Annotated in this window: 12 protein-coding genes and 1 tRNA gene; 12 read left to right on the top strand and 1 reads right to left on the bottom strand. The window is 75.3% G+C overall.

Going from position 1 to position 19810, the window contains the following annotated elements; genetic code table 11:
* Positions 1-72 precede the first annotated feature (72 nt).
* Positions 73-759: a hypothetical protein gene (locus AC6CH9_RS14025; RefSeq protein WP_498155432.1), complete on the top strand. Its 687-nt coding sequence runs from the start codon at positions 73-75 to the stop codon at positions 757-759.
* 126 nt (positions 760-885) lie between these two features.
* Here AC6CH9_RS14025 and aceE read toward each other — a convergent pair whose 3' ends face one another.
* Positions 886-3648 (bottom strand): pyruvate dehydrogenase (acetyl-transferring), homodimeric type, encoded by a 2763-nt coding sequence (aceE, locus tag AC6CH9_RS14020; RefSeq protein WP_498155431.1) that lies wholly within the window; start codon positions 3646-3648, stop codon positions 886-888.
* Between the two features lie 434 nt (positions 3649-4082).
* Here aceE and AC6CH9_RS14015 point away from each other — a divergent pair, with 434 nt between their 5' ends.
* From AC6CH9_RS14015 to AC6CH9_RS13965, 11 genes are all read left to right on the top strand, one after another.
* Entirely contained in the window at positions 4083-4496 is a 414-nt protein-coding gene (locus tag AC6CH9_RS14015; RefSeq protein WP_237843083.1) for a DUF3052 domain-containing protein, read from the top strand.
* The gene (locus AC6CH9_RS14010) at positions 4480-4977 is read left to right on the top strand and encodes a peroxiredoxin (RefSeq protein WP_277515094.1); all 498 of its coding nucleotides are present in this window, start codon (positions 4480-4482) and stop codon (positions 4975-4977) included. The genes AC6CH9_RS14015 and AC6CH9_RS14010 overlap by 17 nt, the downstream gene beginning before the upstream one ends.
* Before the next feature lie 120 nt (positions 4978-5097).
* A tRNA-Val gene (locus AC6CH9_RS14005) sits at positions 5098-5171 on the top strand.
* Positions 5172-5519: 348 nt separating this feature from the next.
* Positions 5520-5642, top strand: coding sequence for a hypothetical protein (locus AC6CH9_RS14000; protein WP_498155430.1), 123 nt, complete (start codon positions 5520-5522; stop codon positions 5640-5642).
* 77 nt (positions 5643-5719) lie between these two features.
* Positions 5720-9454, top strand: coding sequence for a DUF4132 domain-containing protein (locus tag AC6CH9_RS13995; RefSeq protein WP_498155429.1), 3735 nt, complete (start codon positions 5720-5722; stop codon positions 9452-9454).
* A gap of 36 nt (positions 9455-9490) precedes the next feature.
* Entirely contained in the window at positions 9491-10912 is a 1422-nt protein-coding gene (locus AC6CH9_RS13990; RefSeq protein WP_498155428.1) for a YihY/virulence factor BrkB family protein, read from the top strand.
* On the top strand, positions 10909-12042 hold the full coding sequence (locus AC6CH9_RS13985; protein ID WP_498155427.1) for an ATP-binding protein: 1134 nt from the start codon (positions 10909-10911) through the stop codon (positions 12040-12042). The genes AC6CH9_RS13990 and AC6CH9_RS13985 overlap by 4 nt, the downstream gene beginning before the upstream one ends.
* On the top strand, positions 12033-14543 hold the full coding sequence (locus AC6CH9_RS13980) for a DUF5682 family protein (RefSeq protein ID WP_498155426.1): 2511 nt from the start codon (positions 12033-12035) through the stop codon (positions 14541-14543). Before AC6CH9_RS13985 ends, AC6CH9_RS13980 begins: the two co-directional genes overlap by 10 nt.
* Positions 14540-15784, top strand: coding sequence for a VWA domain-containing protein (locus AC6CH9_RS13975; RefSeq protein WP_498155425.1), 1245 nt, complete (start codon positions 14540-14542; stop codon positions 15782-15784). Before AC6CH9_RS13980 ends, AC6CH9_RS13975 begins: the two co-directional genes overlap by 4 nt.
* The gene (locus AC6CH9_RS13970; RefSeq protein ID WP_498155424.1) at positions 15781-18090 is read left to right on the top strand and encodes a hypothetical protein; all 2310 of its coding nucleotides are present in this window, start codon (positions 15781-15783) and stop codon (positions 18088-18090) included. The genes AC6CH9_RS13975 and AC6CH9_RS13970 overlap by 4 nt, the downstream gene beginning before the upstream one ends.
* Positions 18087-19784, top strand: coding sequence for a bifunctional 3'-5' exonuclease/DNA polymerase (locus AC6CH9_RS13965; protein WP_498155423.1), 1698 nt, complete (start codon positions 18087-18089; stop codon positions 19782-19784). Before AC6CH9_RS13970 ends, AC6CH9_RS13965 begins: the two co-directional genes overlap by 4 nt.
* The last annotated feature ends 26 nt before the right edge of the window (positions 19785-19810 follow it).

The following is a 19810-nucleotide window of genomic DNA, read 5'->3' as shown; positions in this document are numbered from 1 at the left end:
CTCGAACGGAGCCCGACGGCGTCCGACCCGGCCTGCTGGGTGAGCGTCCGGACGACCCGCTAGGGTCGGGACATGGCCCTCATGCCCCGACTCCGACAGCTCATGCGTCGGCCGACGTCCGCGTCGACCGTCGGCACGCGCCGCCCGCGGTCCGGGGAGAAACGCGGGGACACGGTCCACGAGGACGCGCTGCGGGCGATGCTCGTCGACGACCCCAACGACGAGCGCGCGTTCCGGGCGCTCGCCGAGCTGGTGCGGCGCCGCGCCGCCGAGGGCCCGGCCACGGACGACCCGCTCGCCGCGCCGGTGGACGACACGGAGAAGCAGCGCGCCGCCGACCTGGCGGTCTGGGCGCTCGCGGAGGAGCTCGCCGGGCACCCCAAGGGGTGGTACCCGCTGGTCGAGCTCGGACGCCTGTCGCTCGAGGACGACCAGGAGGCCGCGCTGCGCCGGTTCGCGACGGCCGCCGAGCGCGACCCGTCGGGCCGCGCCCTGGCGCAGTCGATGGAGGTGCTGCGCACGGCGGGCCTGCCCGTCGAGGCGCTGGGCCTGGGCGTCGGGCACTGGCGCGCGCGCGAGCACGAGCCCGAGGTCGGGCGCCAGCTCGTCCTGGCGGCGCTCGAGGCCGACCGGCCCCTCGAGGCGCGACACCACCTCGAGTCGCTGGTCGAGTACGGCGACCCGCAGGGCGTGGCGTCCCTGCGCGCGGACCTCGAGCGCACCGTCGCGCAGGCCGAGCAGCACCGCGCCGGGACCTGACCGCCCGCCCGGGCGACGACGCGGTGCCACCGCTCGTGCGTCGTCGGGCCGCCCGCCTGCCCGTACGACGACGGCCGGTCACCCCGCGGGGCGACCGGCCGTCGTCGTGCTACCGGGCGAGGGTCGTCAGGACTCGCCGCCCGCGTTGCCGGACGTGCCGGCGGTGACGTCCATGAGGCGGTACTTCTCGATCGCCTGGGCGGACGCGTCCGCGGGGACCTTGCCCTGCTTGGCGAGCGCCTGCAGCGTACGCACGACGACGGACGGGCCGTCGATCTTGAAGTGCCGGCGGGCCGCCGCGCGCGTGTCCGAGAACCCGAAGCCGTCGGCCCCGAGAACCTCGAAGTCGCCCGGGACCCACTTGCGGATCTGGTCGGGCACGAGGTGGTCGTAGTCGCTCGTCGCGACGAACGGACCCTCGGCCCCGGACAGCTTCTCGGTCACGTACGCGACGCGCGGCTCGGCGGCCGGGTCGAGGAACGCGGCCTGGTCGGCGGCGAGGCCGTCGCGGCGCAGCTCGTTCCAGCTCGTCACGCTCCACACGTCGGCCGCCACGCCCCAGTCGTCATGGAGGAGCTGCTGCGCCTCCAGCGCCCACGGGACGCCCACGCCCGAGGCGAGGATCTGGGCGCGCGGCCCGTCGCCCTCGCCGACGGAGATGCGGTGGATGCCCTTGAGGATGCCCTCGACGTCCACGTCCTCCGGCTCGGCCGGCTGGACCATCGGCTCGTTGTACACCGTGAGGTAGTACATGACGTTCTGGTCGCGACCGTCCGCGCCGACCCCGTGCTCGCCGGGGCCGAACATGCGCTCGATGCCGTCCCGCACGATGTGGCGGATCTCGTACCCGTAGGCCGGGTCGTACTGGACGATCGCCGTGTTCGTGCCCGCGATGAGCGGCGAGTGGCCGTCGGCGTGCTGGAGACCCTCACCGGTCAGGGTCGTGCGGCCCGCGGTCGCGCCGATGATGAAGCCGCGCGTGAGCTGGTCGCCCGCTGCCCAGAACTGGTCGCCGGTGCGCTGGAAGCCGAACATCGAGTAGAAGATGTAGAACGGCACCATGATCTCGCCCTGCGTGGCGTAGGACGTGCCGACCGACTGGAACGCCGCCGCGGAGCCGGCCTCATTGATGCCGGTGTGCATGATCTGGCCGGCCTCGGACTCCTTGTAGCTCAGCATGAGCTCGCGGTCCACGGCGAGGTAGTGCTGGCCCTGGGTGTTGAAGATCTTCGCCGACGGGAAGATCGAGTCCAGGCCGAACGTGCGCGCCTCGTCCGGGATGATCGGCACGACGCGCTTGCCGAACTCCTTGTCCTTGATGAGGTCCTTGAGGAGCCGGACGAACGCCATCGTGGTGGCGATCTCCTGCTGGCCCGAGCCCTTCTTGAGGATCTCGTAGGACTTGTCGCCCGGCAGCGTGATCGCCTTGGGCGACGAGCGGCGCTCGGGGACGAACCCGCCGAGCTGCTGACGACGGTTCAGGAGGTACTGGATCTCCGGCGCGTCGGGGCCCGGGTGGTAGTACGGGGGCTCGTACGGGTTGGCGTCGAGCTCCTCGTCCGTGATCGGGATGCGCAGCGAGTCGCGCAGCGCCTTGAGGTCGGCCAGGCCGACCTTCTTCATCTGGTGCGTCGCGTTGCGGCCGGCGAACGTCGGGCCGAGCGCGTAGCCCTTGACCGTGTGGGCGAGGATGACCGTCGGCTGGCCCGTGTGGGCGCGTGCCGCCGCGTACGCCGCGTAGATCTTGCGGTAGTCGTGGCCGCCGCGCTTGAGGTTCCAGATGTCGTCGTCGGTCATGTTCTCGACGAGCTGCTTGGTCCGCGGGTCGCGGCCGAAGAAGTGCTCGCGGATGAACGCGCCGGACTCCGCACGGTACGTCTGGTAGTCGCCGTCGGGCGTGACGTTCATGAGGTTGACCAGGGCGCGGTCCTTGTCCGCGTTGAGCAGGACGTCCCACTCGCGGCCCCAGATGACCTTGATGACGTTCCAGCCCGCGCCACGGAACTGTGCCTCGAGCTCCTGGATGATCTTGCCGTTGCCGCGCACCGGGCCGTCGAGGCGCTGGAGGTTGCAGTTCACGACGAACGTCAGGTTGTCGAGCTGCTGCTGCGCCGCGAGCTGGAGCATGCCGCGCGACTCGGGCTCGTCCATCTCGCCGTCGCCGAGGAACGCCCACACGTCCTGCTGCTCCGTGTCACGGATACCGCGGTTGTGCAGGTACTTGTCCGTCCACGCCTGGTAGATCGCGCTCGCCGGGCCGAGGCCCATGGAGACCGTCGGGTACTCCCAGAAGTCGGGCATGAGGCGCGGGTGCGGGTACGACGGCAGGCCGCCGCCCGGGTGCGACTTCTCCTGGCGGAACCCGTCGAGCTGGTCCGCCGAGAGGCGGCCCTCGAGGAACGCGCGCGCGTACACGCCGGGGGAGGCATGGCCCTGGAAGTAGACCTGGTCGCCGCCGCCGGGGTGGTCCTTGCCGCGGAAGAAGTGGTTGAGGCCCACCTCGTACAGCGTCGCCACCGACGCGTAGGAGGAGATGTGGCCGCCGACGCCGATGCCGGGCCGCTGCGCCCGCGTCACCATGACGGCCGCGTTCCAGCGGATCCACGAGCGGTAGCGGCGCTCGAGCGCCTCGTCGCCGGGGAAGTAGGGCTCCTCGTGCACACCGATGGTGTTCACGTAGGGGGTGGTCAGGGAGGTCGGGACGGCGACGTTGCGCTCCCGGGCCCTCTTGAGCAGGTTCAGCAGGACGTAGCGGGCGCGCGGGCCCCCGCGGTCGTCGATCAGGCCGTCGAGGGCCTCGACCCACTCGCCGGTCTCGGCGGGGTCGAAGTCCGGAACCTGGCTGAGCAGACCGTTGATCAGCGGTCCGGTCTCGTCGTACGAAGCCACCAGCAACCTCATATCTCGTCGGATGCCGGGCGCCCGGCCGCGCGGTACACGGCCGGAACCCGTCTTGGGGCCACTCCGGGCACGCGGCCGCGGCCGCTGGTGGCGACCGCGCCTCTTCACGAGACCAGGGTGGTCTACCCATTGTGTTCACAACGCGCGCGTAAGTCACACCATCGAGTGGTCAAGAGGGCGTGATTTCGGCGACACGAACCGGAGTGGAGGCGTCCCGGCGTCGTGCGGGTGCGGTGCCCGCCGGTGGGCCGGGCACCACGTGCCGGACCGGGTGTCCGTGGCGGGCACCTTGCCAAGCAACGGATCCTCCGGTGGGCTACCTTTGCCAGACACGGCAGGTCGTCGTGCGCGCGGGCGTCCGCCCGTGCGTCGGGTGGCCGCGCCGGACGGATGTGCAGGACGAGGAAAGGAACGACACGACAGTGACCGACACCGCAGGGCCCCTCGGGGCGGACCGCCTGGGGTTCGCGCCCGGCAACGTGGTGCAGGAGTTCGGCTGGTCGGAGGACGTCGACGACGACCTGCGCGGTGAGCTCGAGCAGCTCGTCGGCGGCGAGCTCGTCGACGAGGACTACGACGACGTCACCGACGGTGTGATCGTCTGGTTCCGCGAGGACGACGGCGACCTCACCGACCTGCTCGTGGACGTCCAGACCGTGCTCGACGACGGCGGCCTCATCTGGGTGCTCACGCCCAAGCCGGGCCGGTCCGGGCACGTGGGCCACAACGACATCCAGGAGGCCGCGACCACGGCCGGGCTGCACGCGACGAGCACGTTCGCCATCGCGCCCGACTGGTCCGCGACGAAGCTCGGGACCCGTGGCCGCGGTCGCTGACGAGGGCGTCGCCGACGTCCGGGCCACGCCGCCCGGGCCGGGAGACCCTGCACCCGACTTCACGCTGCCCGACACGCACGGCACGCCCGTGCACCTCGCCGACCTGCGCGGCGGCCCGGTGCTCCTCGTGTTCTACCCGTTCGCGTTCTCCGGCATCTGCACGGGCGAGCTCTGCGAGCTGCGGGACAACCTCGAGGACTTCGAGGCGGCCGGCGTGACCCTGCTGGGCATCTCGTGCGACTCGGTGTTCGCGCAGAAGGCGTGGACGGCGCAGGAGGGGTTCGAGTTCGACCTCCTCTCCGACTTCTGGCCCCACGGTGACGTCGCCCGGGCCTACGGCGTGCTGGACGAGGAGAACGGCCTCGCGCTGCGTGGCTCGTTCCTGCTCGACGCCGACGGGATCGTGCGCTGGTCGGTCGTCAACCCGCGCGGGCAGCGCCGCGACCTCGACGGGTATCGGCGGGCGCTCGAACAGCTCTGACGCGGCGCGCCGCTCGACGAGGAGGGCGGAGCGGCCGACGGCGGCCCTCGCGCGGGCCGTCACGACACGGCGTGGCCGGTGGCGGTGTGCGCACCCGGTAGGCTGTGCTCCGCTGTTCCGGGGCCTGTAGCTCAGTTGGTTAGAGCGCCACGCTTACACCGTGGATGTCGGGGGTTCGAGTCCCTCCGGGCCCACCCCGACCGTAGGACGAGCGCGTACGTCGTCGCCGGGATCGAACGGCCGTCGCCCTGGAGGAACGACGGCGAACGTCCGATGTCGCGGTCCTCAGCCCACCCCTGGTCCTGGCGGGACGACGGGAGGCGATGGCAGTCTGACGCGGTGGCCCACAGGAAGCGGTACGGCGTCGTGATCGTGGTGCTGGTCGCCGCGGTGGTGGCGGCAGGTCTCGCCCGCGCATCTGGCAGAACGGTCCGCGCTGGGCGTGGAAGCTTGCGGACCTCGACCGGAACGAGCTGCTCCTCGGCGGGGTCGACGACGTCGAGGACGGTGAGGTCGTCACGGTCGACGACGACTCGGTGGTCGTGCGGTACACGCGACCGGAGCTCGACTTCTTCGGCGTCGACACCGGGAACGTGGGCCAGGAGGTGTGCTACCGGTTCCTCCTGCAGGACCCGGACTCCTTCCGTCGGGTGACCTGTCCCTGAGCAGCGCGGACGGCGTGTCGGAGCCCGCACCTAGCATCGGCCGCACCAGCAGCGACGACGTGACGGTGAGGTAGAGGGTGCTCGAGAAGGTCAAGGGTCTGTTTCGGCGCGACGAGGAGCAGGCGGGAGGTGGCCGCCCGAGCGCTCGGCTCGTCGACGCGCTCAAGGTGCTCGCCGTCGAGTCGTCGGGGCTCGCGGACCGCGCGGTCGCGTACGTGCACCGGGGGGAAGGCCCCGAGGTGCTGCTGGAGCTCGAGGCGCTGCGCGGCGGTGACGTCGAGGCGTTGCTGGGACGGCCGGGCCAGTCGGGGATCTACTCGTGGACGACGCCCGCGCAGGACGACCGTCTCAAGGCCGCGGTGCCGGGCTGGACGTCGGCCAAGGCCGTCACGGCTCGGTCCAACCTCTACACGCTGAGCGACTCGGTGACGATCCCCGAGCTCGTGCGGCTCGGCCGGGTGCTCAGCGCCGTGTCGTCGGAGGTCGACCGCGAGCGCCCTGCTGACCCGCGCTGGCTCACGGTGCTGGTCAACGACATGTCGCGCCGCGCGAACGACCGCCGCAAGGGCAAGAACGGCAAGCAGACGCCCGACCGCTGGACGCCGGACCTGCTGGTGGCGCTCGCGGTCGAGGGCGACGTGCCGGAGGCCGACGCGCCGGCGGTCGTGCTGCGCGAGCTCTTCGAGCGCCCGACGTCGTCGGGCTGGGCGTCGCGGCACCTCGGCCCGGCGCTGCTCGGCGCCCCGGCGCGCGACTTCGTGGTCGCGCACGTCGACGTGGCGACCCAGGCCTTGCCGGGCGTGAGCGCCGCGGGGCGGACGGAGCTGGTCGAGCTCGTGGCGTCCGACCCGACGGCGACGGACGCGCTCGCCCCGCTCCTGGCTCGGCTCGCGGCGGACACGAGCAAGGGCGTGCGCGAGGCGGCGGTGGCCGCCGTCGCACAGCTCCCGGGCGAGCGCCAGCGCGAGATCCTCACCCCGCTCCTCACGGCCCTCCCGCCGTCCCGGCTCGGGACCGTCGTGACGCGCCTCGCACAGGTCGACGGCGGGCTCGCCGACCTCGAGCGGGCCGCCGAGCAGTCGACCGGCGCACGCGCGACGCTCCTGCGCGACACCGTCGAGCGCGCCCGCGTGCTCGACGCCGCGCAGGAGGACGAGCCCACCATCGACGTCCCGCCCTACGGGCCGTTGCCGGAGACGGTGCTCGGCGACGAGTTCGTGCAGGCCGCGCGGGCCGCGATCGACACCGCCCTCGAGCGTGCCCGCGCCGAGCAGGCGGCCCACCCCGGCAAGGGCAAGGGCGACGACGACGGGTGGCCGCGCTGGCGTCGCCAGGCCGTCGAGCAGGACCTCAAGGAACTTCCCGGCATCACCGACGACGACGTCCGGATCTTCGCCGCGTTCCTGTCTGGGGCGAGCACGCGCCGCCCGGGCGGCGTCGCGATGCGCCGGTTGTCCGCACCGGGCGTCTTCTCGCGCCTCCCCGGCATCACGCTCCTGCACCGGCTGCGGCTCCAGGCGAACGAGGCGCGCGGCCACAGCGAGCGGTTCGGCTGGTACCGGCTCAACGAGGGCGACATGCTCGACGTCGACCTGCGCGTCCTCGACGAGGCGCTGCGGCGCATCGGTCGCGACGACGCCGAGTCGCTGATCGACGAGCTGTACTTCTCGACGTGGTGGGCCATGGACACGGTGACGCCCGAGAACGCGTGGCCGTACTACGCGGGGCACCTCGACCGGCTCGCCGCCGCGCTCGACGACCGCGAGCGCACGTACGGCAGCGCCAAGCCGGCCCGGGCGCTCGCGGTGCTCGCGCAGCTCCCGCACGTCCCGCGCCGGTTCCTGCCGCGACTGACCGAGCTCGCGCTCGGCGAGGGCCGCACCTACCGCGCGACGGCGCAGGCTGCGCTGAGCACGCACCCCGGCGTGCGGGGGCTGGCCGAGCAGGGGCTGGGGAACGGCCGGTCCGAGGTGCGCCGGACCGCGGCGGAGTGGCTCGCCCGGCTCGGTGACGCCGAGGCGGTGCCCGCCCTGCGCGCCGCGCTCGCGAAGGAGCGCAGCGAGGTCGTCCGTGCGGCGCTCCTCACGTCGCTGGAGAGCCTCGGTGAGGACATCTCGGGCGACCTCGCGCCCGCGGTGCTGCTCGCCGAGGCGACCAAGGGGCTGCGCTCCAAGGCCCCGGTGAGCATGGCGTGGTTCGGCCTGGGCTCCTTGCCCGACGCGCGCTGGGCGGCGGACGGCTCGCCGGTGGACCCGACGATCCTGCGCTGGTGGGTCGTGCTCGCGGTCAAGCTCAAGGACCCGAGCGGCGCGGGGCTCCTCGAGCGGTACCTGTCCCTCCTCCAGGAGGAGGACCGGGCGCGCCTCGGCAGCCACGTGCTGAGCGCGTGGGTCGCGCAGGACACGCGCAACCCGTCGCCGCAGGAGAGCGAGGCGCACGCGTCGACCGGTGCGCAGCAGCGGTACGACCAGTACCGGGCGTGGGCCAAGCGCTCGCCGGAGTACTACTCGGTCGAGGCGTCCAAGACGGTCGAGGACCACCACCGCGACCTGTACCGGGAGCACCAGGCGACCTACCTCGGCTCGGCGGTCAAGGACAAGGGCATGCTCGCGCTCACGGTCGCGATGCCGGGCGGCGAGCTCGCCGCGACGTTCCAGCGCTACGCGAAGGCGCACGTCGGTCGTCGGGCGCAGACGGAGGCGCTCGTCCAGGCGCTCGCCGCGAACGGGCAGCCGGCCGCGATCCAGGAGCTCCTCGCCGTCTCACGCCGCTTCCGGCAGGCGACGGTGCAAGAGACGGCGCAGCGCCTCGCGGCCGAGCTCGCGGACCGCCGCGGCTGGACCGCGGACCAGCTCGCGGACCGGACGGTCCAGACCGCGGGCTTCGAGGACGACGGCCTGCTCCACCTCGACCTCGGGTCGCGCGAGTACGTCGGGCGCATCACGCCCGCGTTCACGCTCGAGCTCACGAGCGACGCCGGCAAGGTCGTCAAGGCGCTCCCGGCCGCGCGGGCGCAGGACGACCCGGAGCTCGTCTCGGCCGCGAAGAAGCAGCTCACCGCGAGCCGCAAGGAGCTCAAGGCGGTCGTCGCGCTCCAGACGCAGCGGCTCTACGAGGCGATGTGCGTGGGCCGCACGTGGACGGCGCAGGAGTGGCAGGAGTACCTGCTCGGCCATCCCGTGATGTCCCGGCTCGTCGAGCGGCTCGTCTGGGTCGAGAACCCCGGGACGGAGGGTGCCCGCCCGTTCCGGCCCGACGGCGGCGCGCTCGTCGACGCCGACGACGAGGACGTGGAGCTCGGGGCGGCGTCCACGGTCGGGCTCGCGCACGCCGTCCTGCTCGGCCCGGAGGCGTCGGCGGCCTGGACGGCGCACCTGGCGGACTACGAGGTCACCCCGCTCTTCGCACAGCTCGACGTCGCGACGCCCGACGTCCCCGCCGGCGCCTCGGCGATCGACGACCACAAGGGGTGGTTCTCCGACAGCTTCTCCATCCGCGGGCGCGCCACGAAGCGCGGCTACACGCGCTCACAGGCCGAGGACGCCGGGTGGTTCAGCGCGTACACGAAGTCGTTCGCGAGCGCGGGGATCGTGGTGCAGATCGAGTTCACGGGGTCGTTCGTCCCGGAGGAGAACATCCCGGCTGCGGTGACGGCGCTGACGTTCGAGCGGACGGCCCGCGGCTCCGGACGGGGGACCGCGCGGATCGCGGACCTGCCGCCCGTCCTCGTCGCGGAGGCGTACCGCGACTACGTGGCGGTGGCCGAGGCGGGGGCGTTCGACCCCGACTGGGAGCGGAAGAGCCAGTGGTGACCCGGTGGACGCTCCCGTGAGCGGCGGCGCCGACCCGTGATCGTCGTCGCGACGCTCGCCTGGCTGCTCGTGGCCGTGCTCGCGCGCCGGTCGCCCGCAGTCCGGTCTGCCGTGAGCACGGCGACGTCGACGCTGCTCGCCCTCGCGGGCGTCGCGGCGGTCGTCGTCGTGGTGGCCGTCGCCGCGGACGACGGCGGGACGCGGGCGGCCGCCGCGCTCGCGAGCGTGCCCGTCGCGGCCGGCGTGGTCGCCGTCGGGACGTGGTGCGCGCGAGCGGTGGTCCGCCCGTGGACGGTGCGGCGGCGCGGGCGCGCGGCGGGCCGCGTCCCGTGGCAGGACCGCGTGCTCGCCGCCGCAGCCCGGACCGGGCCGCGCGTGCGGGGCGTGCGCGTCGCCGACGTCGCCGCCCGCTCGGCGTTCCGCGTCGCCGGGGTCCGCGTCACGGGACTCGCCGCCGAGATGTCGTACTACGGCCTCATCTCCCTCATCCCGCTGACGACCGCGATCGGGTCGAGCCTCGGCTTCCTGCGCCCGCTCCTCGGCGACGACACCGTCGACTCGATCCGCTCGTCGATCGTCGGCGGGCTCACCACGGTGTTCGCCGAGCACGTGTCGACCTCCGTCGTCGCGCCGCTCGTCGACAGCCTGCTGGACGAGCAGCGCACCGGGTTCGCCGTCGGGTCGTTCCTCGTGGCGCTCTGGCTCGCGAGCCGCGTCTTCCGCGCCGCGGTCCGCGCGCTGGACGACGCGTACGGCGTCGAGCGGCGCCGCGGGGTCGTGGCGCAGTACGTCCTGGGGGTCGCGCTCGCCCTCGGCGCGATCGTCACAGCGGTGTCCGTCGTGGCGCTCGTCGTGGTCGGCCCGCTCCTGGGGGACGGGACCGACCTGGCCGAGCGGCTCGGTCTCGACGCCGCCTTCCGGCAGACGTGGGACGTGCTGCGCTGGCCGACGGTGGTGCTCGTCTGCGGCGCGTACCTCACGCTGCTCTACCGGTACGCACCGAACGTCGACACGTCGTGGCGGCGATGCCTGCCGGGCGCGGCCGTCGGTACCGGCGGCGTCCTCCTCGTGTCCTGGGGGTTCGGGCTCTACGTCCGGCTCGCGGGACCGGCGGCACCGGGCGCGGAGGCCGGGACGACGGCGGTCGTCCAGGCGGCCGGGCAGATGCTCGGTCTCGTCCTCGCTGGGGTCCTCTGGGGCTGGCTCACGAGCATCGTCGTGCTCGTGGGCGGTGTCGTGAACGCGGAGGCCGACCCGCACCGCGTGGTCCCGGCGGGTCGGGCCTCGGGCGGGTCGTGGGCCGGCGGGCAGGGCGCCACGACGACCGCCGCGCCCGCCGGACCCGTCGACGACCGTCCCCGGCGCACGGGCGCCGGCCGTGTGGGACGCGGCTCCTACGCTGACCTGCAGGACCACGGGCACGGTGCCCGCGACCGGACCGAGGAGGAGCCCGGGTGACGAGCACGACGACCGGTGACGAGCAGGCGCCCCCGGCGCTCGCGGAGCTGCGACCGCCGGCAGAGGTCCGGTACGCCGACGAGCTCGCGGCGCTCGCCGCGGCGGACGCGCGGCGCGGTGCCGACGTCCCGCCCGGATGGCGCCTGAGCCCGCGTGCCGTGCGTGCGTTCGTCGTGGGCGACGCCGAGCTCGGCGTGAGCCGCAAGTTCTTCGGCGACGACCCGCTCGTCGACCGTGCGGTCGTGTCGCTGCTGGGCCGCCAGGGGCTCATGCTCGTCGGCGAGCCGGGCACCGCGAAGTCGCTCCTGTCCGAGCTGCTGGCCGCCGCCGCGAGCGGCACGTCGACGCTCACGGTCCAGGGCACCGCGGGCACGAGCGAGGACCACGTGCGCTACTCGTGGAACTACGCCCTGCTCATCGCCGAGGGGCCGAGCGAGCGCTCGCTCGTCCCGTCGCCGGTCTTCCGGGCGATGGAGAGCGGGCGGATCGCGCGGTTCGAGGAGATCACGCGATGCGCGCCCGAGATCCAGGACACGCTCGTGTCGGTGCTCTCGGAGAAGCAGCTCATGGTCCCCGAGCTCGGCGCCGACGCGCGCGTCGCGGCCCGGCCCGGCTTCAACGTCCTCGCGACGGCGAACCTGCGCGACCGTGGCGTCCACGAGATGTCGGCGGCGCTCAAGCGGCGCTTCAACTTCGAGACCGTCGCGCCCATCCGCGACCGCGCGTTCGAGATGGAGCTCGTCGAGAGTCGGCTCACGGCCGAGCTCGGCCCGGCGTCGGACCGCCCGCGGCTCGACCGCGACGTGCTCGAGGTGCTGGTCACGGTCTTCCAGGACCTGCGCACGGGCACGACGGCGAGCGGGGCCCCGGTCAAGCGGCCCGAGACCGTGATGTCGACGGCCGAGGCCGTGAACGTCGCGGTCGCGGCGTCGCTCGAGGCGCGGTACCTCGGCGACGGCACGGTGACCGCGGGCCAGGTCGCGCGTCAGGTGGGCGGTGTCGCGCTCAAGGGCGACGAGGAGGACGCGCGCCGCCTGCGGCACTACGTCGACAACGTGGTGCGCGAGCGTGCGCGCTCGGACGCGCGCTGGAAGGACTTCCTCACCGCGGCGGGCGACCTGTGGCGGTAGGCCTGCGTGCGGCGTGGGACGCGGCGCCGCCGCGGCTGCGGCGGGCGGCGCACGACCTGGCGGTCCTGCGCGAGCGCGACGGCGTGCACCTGTTCGGCGTGCGCCACCACAGCCCCGCGTGCGCGGTCGCCGTGGCCGCACTGATCGAGGAGGTCCGCCCCGCGGTCGTGCTCGTCGAGGGCCCGGAGGAGTACACGCGGCTGCTGCCCGCGCTGCTCGACGAGCGGACGGTCCCGCCCGTCGCCGTCCTCAGCCTCGCCGTCGACCCCGCGGACGGGGCGCGAGGCGGCGCGCGCGGTGCGGGGTTCTATCCGCTCGCGCGGTACTCGCCCGAGTGGGTCGCGCTCCGGGCGGGTCACGCCCTCGGCGCCGAGCTCGCGTTCGTCGACTCTCCGTGGGCGGCGCGGGGGCCGGGGGAGGACGACGCGCACGACGACCCGACGGCGCGCACCGTCCTCGCCGAGCGGCACCTTGCGCACTCCCGCACCGTCGCCCGGCTCGCGGAGCGCCTCGGGTGCCGCGACCACGACGAGCTGTGGGATCACCTGTTCGAGGCGCGTGACACCGCGCGGCTGCGCGACTGGCGCGAGCTCACCGACGACGTGTTCGCGTGGGCGGCCCTTGCTCGCCTGGACTACGAGGACGAGGTGCTCGTCGCGGACGGGTCGCTCGACCGGGAGGCGCGCATGTCGGCGCGCGTCGCCGAGCACGCGGCGCGCGCGGACGGTCCCGTCGTCGTCGTCACGGGTGCATTCCACACGCTCGCGCTCGTCGAGGCGCTGACCGGGAGCGAGCACGGCGAGGCCGTCGTCGCGCGCCGCCCGGCGGACGGGTACGGCGACCTGGCCGACGCCCCCGCGTGGCTCGTCCGGTACGACGACGAGCGGCTCGACGCCCTGCGCGGGTACGGCGCCGGCATGCCGACGCCCGGGTACTACGACCGGCTCTGGGCCGCGCACCACGACGCGGGCGGTCCCGCGGGCGCGGCGAACGGCGTGCTCGTCGACGTCGGGCGCGGGGCGAGCGCGCGCGGCGCGCTCGTGAGCGTCGCGCAGTCCCAGGCCGCCGTCGAGCACGCCCACCGGCTCGCCGCGCTGCGCGAGCGGCCGTGGCCGTGCCGCACCGACCTGCTCGACGCGATCACGTCGTGCTACGTGAAGGACGCCGACGACCTCGACGCGGCGGGCGATCGGCCTCTCGGGCTCGCGGTCGCGGAGGTGTTCGCCGGGCGCGCGCTCGGCGACGTGCCGCCCGGGGGCGCGGCCCCGCCGCTCGTGGAGGAGGCGCGCACGCGGGCGCGGGCGCTGCGCCTGGACGTGTCCGACTCCGTGCCGCGCACCGTGCGTCTCGACGCGCGACGTAAGTCGGCGCACCGCGACCGGCGGCGGTTCCTCGCGCTGTGCGCGTTCCTCGACCTAGGGTTCGCACGCCGCGTCTCCGGCCCCGACCACGTCGCCGGGCGCGGCCTCGGCCTCGTGCTCGAGGAGTGGGAGTACGCCTGGACGCCGCTCGTGGAGGCGCGGCTCGTCGAGCTCTCCCACCGCGGGGCGACGCTCGAGGCGGTCGCCGTGGCGCTGCTCGACGACGCGCGCGACCGGGCGTCCGAGGAGCGGTCGAGCGACGCGGTGGCGCGGCTCGTGGCGCAGTGCGTCGTGGTGGGCCTGCCCGACCGGCTGCCTCCGCTCGTCGCGCTCGTCCGCTCCACGCTCGACGTCGACCCGTCCCTCGCCTCGGTGGTGGCCGGCATGCGGCGCCTCGTCGGACTCTGGCGCGCCCGCGGCGAGCTCGAGCTCGGCGAGCGCGCCGCGGCCCTGCTCGACCTCGCGGAGCAGGGCCTCGCTACCGCGGCCTACCTCGTGCCCGACCTCGCGGCCGCCGACGAGACGACGCAGGACGACGCCCTGGCGAGCCTCGTGGCGCTGCGCTCCCTGGTCCGGGACCTGCGCGACGCGGGTCGTGACGGCACCGGCTCGGCGGCGGAGTCCGTCGCCCGGGCGCTCGCGCACGTGCGGGAGGACGAGGACGCGTCGCCCGCGGTGCGCGGCGCGCTCACGGCGTTCGCCGCCGTCGACGACCAGCTGGACGACGAACCCGGCGGCGACGGTCTCGTCACGCGGGTCCGGGCGCACCTGGCGCCCGGCGCGGACCCGGTGGCGGCGACCGCCTTCCTCGGCGGGGTGATGCGTGCCGCGCCCGACCTCCTGCTCCACACCCCCGAGATGTTCGACGCGGTCGACGAGGGGCTGCGCGGCCTGGACGAGGCCGCGTTCCGTGCCGTGCTGCCGGACCTGCGCCGGGCGTTCACGTGGCTGCGGCCGACGGAGACGCACCGGCTCGCGGAGCGCGTCGCGGCGCGGACCGGGACGAGCGCCGCCGCGCTGGACCGGCGCGTCGACGTGACCGAGGACGACCTGCGGGCGGGGCTGCTCGTCGAGCGCGAGATCGTCGCGGTGCTGGAGCGCGACGGCCTCGGTGCCTGGGCCGGCGAGGGGGCCTCGTGACGGCCGCGGGCGTCGGTACGGCGGACGCGCCGGACGCGACGTCGACCGGGACCCCGCCCGGCCGCTCCGGACCCGGCGCAGCAGAACCTGCCGGGAGCCGCGCGGACGATCAGGAGGCGGCACGCCGGTGGCGGCTCGTGCTCGGCCGGTACGCGGGAGACACGTTGCCCGTCGCGCCGCAGGACCAGGGTCTCGACCGCACGCTCGGTCACCTCTACGACCGGGAGTACACCGCGCGTGGGCACCGGCACGGCGACGGCGACGACTCCCGTGCCGGTCGGGGCGGCGGGGGGCGCGGGGGTTCGGTCGTCGCGGGGCTGGACTGGCTCGAGTCGGCGCGCGAGCTGTTCCCGCGCGAGACGTTCGAGCGGATGCAGGTCGAGGCCGTCGGCCGCTACGGGATGACGGAGCTGCTCGCGGACCCCCGCGCGGTCGACGCGGTGGAGCCCAGCACGGAGCTGGCCTCGGCGCTGCTGCGGGCCCGGGGGCGGCTCGGGCCGGGCGTGCAGGACGGCCTGAAGCGGCTCGTCGAGCGCGTCGTGGAGGACGTCGTGCGGCGGCTGCGCCCCCGCTTCGAGACCGCCGTGGACGGTCGTCGCGACCGCTCGCGCCGCTCGTTCGTGCGGTCGAGCCGCACGTTCGACGCGGCCGCGACCGTGCGGGCAAACCTCGGGCGCTGGGACCCGGAGCGGCGACGCCTGCTCGTCACGGACCTCCGCTTCTCGGCCCGGCGCCGGCGCGCGCTGTCGTACGACGTGGTGCTGCTCGTCGACCAGTCCGGCTCGATGGCGTCGTCCGTGCTGTACAGCGCGGTGAGCGCGGGCATCCTCGCCGGCCTGCCTGGCATCACGGTGCGCCTCGTCCTCTTCGACACGTCCGTCGTCGACATGTCGCACCTCGCGCACGACCCCGTGACGGTGCTCTTCACGGCGCAGCTCGGCGGCGGCACGGACATCGCCCGTGCAGTGCGCTACGCCGAGCAGCACGTGCGCGACCCGCGCCGGACCGTCGTGGCGCTCGTGACCGACTTCGAGGAGGGCGGCTCGGTGTCGCAGCTCGTGGCGAGCGTCGGGCGGCTGCACGCGTCCGGCGTGCGCCTGCTCGGCCTGGCCGCCCTCGACGGCCAGGCGAACCCCGCGTACGACCGCGGCGTCGCCCGGCGGCTCGCGGAGCAGGGCATGGAGATCGCGGCCCTCACCCCGGAGCGGTTCGCCGAGTGGCTGGGGGAGGTGCTCCCGTGAGCGGCACCACCGGGACCGGCCCCTGGGCGGCGGTGTACGCGGGGTACGACGACGCTGCGCTCGCCACCCTCGCCAACGCCGGCCTGGTCCGTCGGGCGCGCAAGGACGTCGCCGCGGGCAAGGTCGAGGTGCTCGAGCAACGCGCGGACGGGGCCGTGCTGTCGGTCGGGGGCGCGCGCGTCGAGCTCGACGCGCGCGGGCCCGCTGGGGCGCGGTGCGCGTGCCCGACGCCGGGTGCGTGCCAGCACGTCGTGGCCGCGTGCCTGTGGGCGCGCGACGCAGCCACCGAGCCGGTGGTCGACGCGGTGACCGGGTCGGTGGGGCCGGTCGCGGTGGCCCGTGGCGACGTGGCGGTGGTGCGACCGTCGGCGGACGATGCCGATGCCGGCGCCGAACCCGATGCGCACCGCGACGCCGATCCCGAAGCCCATGCCGAGCCTGGCGCCGGGCGTGCGGACACCGCTCGAACCAGCGCCGGTGCGGCGGTTCCGATGGCGGAGCACGCCGGGGCTGACGCAACACCTGAGCCCGACGGCGGTCGTCGCGCCGGTTCGGGAGCCGACCCGCTGACCGAGATCCTCGCGCTCGACCCGCGGGCGGTGCACCGCGCCGCGGGTGCCGCCGTCGTGCGCGCGGCGGCACGGGAGGTGCGGGAGGCGCTGGGCGCGGCGCCGGACGACGTGACCGACGTGACGGACGTGACGATCGACGGTCCGCGCGTTGTCGTCTCGTGGGCGCGTGCACCTCGCGTCACGTACGTCGCGGGTGCCGGGTTCGCCGGGATGCTCGTGGAGCGTGAACGCCCCGGCGCGACGCCTTCGGCGGCCCGGACGGACGACCGACGGTGGCGCCTGGAGGCGCTCGCTCGGGTCTGGGATGCGCACGGCCGTTCCTGGCCGTGGCCCGAGGAGGCGGCCGTCGCGACGCCGCGCGCCGCCGGGGTGCCGGACGCCCGGACGGTCGCGGACGAGGTCGCGCACGCGGTCGAGCGGGTGCTCGACGTCGGGCTCTCGCACCTCGGTCGCGACGACCTGGAGGAGCTGCGGGGCGCCGGGGTCCTCGCCCGGCTGGGTCGCCGGCCAGCGGTGCAGCGACTCGTCACGTCCGCGGTCGGGCGGCTCGAGGCGCTCGCGGACCGCCGGGACGACGTGGACGAGGAGGAGTGCCTGCTCGCGCTGGCCGAGCTCTGGGCGTTCGTGCGGGCCGAGCCCGCGCCGGACGCGACGGCGCCCGACGAGCGCGTGGCGGACCTGCCGCACCTCCTCCCGCTGGGGGCGCGCTGGTGGGTCGCGGCGTCGGGGGCACGGGGCGTCACCGTGCATCTGTGGGACGTCGCGGAGGGCCGGACGCGCGCGGTCACGACCGGACGGCCGCCCGGTGCCGACCCGACGTTCCGCCGCTCGTGGGACCTCCCGCTCGTCTGGGGGCGCTCGGTGGAGGCGCTGTGCCGCGGCCCGTTCGGCCTGCGCGGGGCGACCGAGCGCGCCGGGGCGCTGCGGCCCGGCGAGGGCCCGGTCGTGGAACCGCTCGGGACGCTGACCGCCGACGCGCTGCGCGACGTCGCCGAGCGGACCGCGGAGACCGACGCGCGCGCCGAGGTCGGGTTCGGTCGGAGGCCGGCCGTGGTGCGGGTCGCAATGGTCCGGGACGCAGGCCCCGTCGGGGTCGACGAGGTCGCGCAGGAGATCACCTGGACCCTCGTCGCGGCGGACGGCACGCCGACCGTCGTGCGCGTCGACGCGGCGGACGAGCAGGCTTGCGACACCCTGCTCGGGGTCGCGGCGGGGAGCCGCCGGCTCGTCGCCGTCGCGGTCGAGCACGACCTCGAGTCCGGCGGGACCGAGGCCGTCGGCCTGTTCGTCGAGCGGCCGGGGGGAGGGCTCGGCCTGGTCGTGCCGACGCTCACGCCCGCCTACGACCACCGCGCCTGGTCGACCGCGTGGACGAGGCTCCGCGCGCGCGTCCGTGCGCTGCGGGGACGCGCGACGACGCACGTGCGCGAGGTCGCGGCGCCGTCGCCTGTCGAGGACGTGTGCGCCACGGTGCTCGACGCCGCCGTGGCGCTCGCGGCGACCGGCCGCCGGCACCTCACCCCGCACCAGGGTGCCGCCCTCGCCCGCGCGGCGCGGACCGCGGACGACCTCGGGGCCCCGACCCTCGCGGGTGCGGTCGCGCTCGTCGTCCACGAACCCGACGCCGCACGACTCCTTCGGGCGGCGCTCGTCGCCTCGCGGGGCCGCGCCCTCGCGCGGGTCGTGGGCTCGTCCCGCGAGCTGCGGCCGGACCAGCGGGCGGTGCGCGCATGAGCACCTACGCCGTCCACGTCGGGTCGCCCGAGCACGGCCGGGTCGAGCACGTCGTCGACGGCCCGGCGGAACCCGTCCGCGAGACGTGGGACGACACGAACCGGTGGTACCCACGCCTTCTCGCCGAGGGCCGGCGCGTCGAACGGTCGCACGACCTGCGCCTGTCCCACGTGGTGCTGCGTCGCTCCCAGCTCGCCGCGGGCTCGGCGCTCGCGCGGCGGGATCCAGGTCCCTGGGACGCGCTCGCCGCGGTGCCCGCGGGCCGTGAGCCGACGGCCGTGCCGCGTCCCGTCGGCCTCTTCGAGCTCGGGCCGCAGGCCGCGCCGCGCGTCGAGCTCGACACGGTCGCGGAGCTGCGCGACCAGCTCGGCGCGGTCGCGGGCGCCGACAGCCCCGACGGACCGGGCCGGCTGCGCATGCTCCTCGCCGCCGAGTCGGCGGGCGCGCTCGTCGCCGCGGAGATGCACCACGCGGGCGTCCCGTGGCGCGCCGACGTGCACGACGCGATCCTCACGGACGCGCTCGGTCCGCGCCCGCGTCCCGGCGAGCGCCCCGCGCTCATGGAGGACCTCGTCGCGCGCATCCGCGTGGCTCTCGACGCGCCACCGGCCCTCAACCCGGACTCGCACCCGGACCTGCTCAAAGCGCTCCAGTACGCGGGCGTCGGCGTGCGGTCGCTGCGCAAGTGGGAGCTCGAGCGCACGGACCATCCCGTCGTCGAGCCCCTGCTCGAGTACAAGAAGCTCTCGCGGCTGCTCACCGCGAACGGCTGGTCCTGGCTCGACACCTGGGTGCGCGACGGGCGGTTCCGCACCGAGTACGTCGTGGGCGGCGTCGTGACGGGCCGGTGGTCGTCGAGCGGCGGCGGGGCGCTCCAGCTCCCCAAGCAGGTGCGCCGCGCGGTCGTCGCCGACCCGGGCTGGAAGCTCGTCGTCGCCGACGCCGCGCAGCTCGAGCCGCGGGTGCTGGCCGGGCTCGCGCACGACGAGCGCATGGCGGCGGCGGGCCGCGGGGGCGACCTGTACGCGGGCATCGTCGCGTCCGGGGCGGTCGCGACGCGCGACCACGCGAAGGTCGGCATGCTCGGCGCGATGTACGGGGGCACGACGGGGGACAGCGCGCTCGTCCTGCCGCGGCTCGCGAAGGCGTTCCCCGACGCCATCGGCCTCGTGGAGCGCGCCGCGCAGGCGGGCGAGCGCGGCGAGGTCGTGTCGACCCTCCTCGGGCGGAGCTCGCCGCGCCCCGGCGAGTCGTGGCAGGCGGCCCAGGAGGGTGCCTACGCGGTCGAGGAGGGCGGCGCGGTCGACGTCGAGAGCGGCCGGACGGGTGCGGACGCGCAGGCGCGGGCCCGGTCGTACACCCGCGCGTGGGGGCGCTTCACACGGAACTTCGTCGTGCAGGGCACGGCGGCCGAGTGGGCACTGTGCTGGCTCGCCTCCATCCGGCGTCGGCTGTGGGACCTGCCCGTGGCGTCGACCCCGGGCGCCGCGCCCGCGCCGTTCGCCGACCGGGCGCACCTCGTGCTCTTCCTCCACGACGAGGTCGTCGTGCACGCGCCGGCGGAGCTCGCCGAGGCGGTGGCCGACGAGGTCCGCGTGGCCGCGGCGGAGGCGGGACGCCTCCTCTTCGGGGAGTTCCCGGTCGACTTCCCGCTCACCGTCGCCGTCGTCGACCACTACGCCGAGGCGAAGTGAGGAACGGGCGACGGGCCGCGGCGGAC

This window comes from Cellulosimicrobium sp. GQ32, assembly GCF_059758455.1.
The sequence above is the reverse complement of the archived record's forward strand: the minus strand, read 5'-3'. Positions and strand labels throughout refer to the sequence as shown.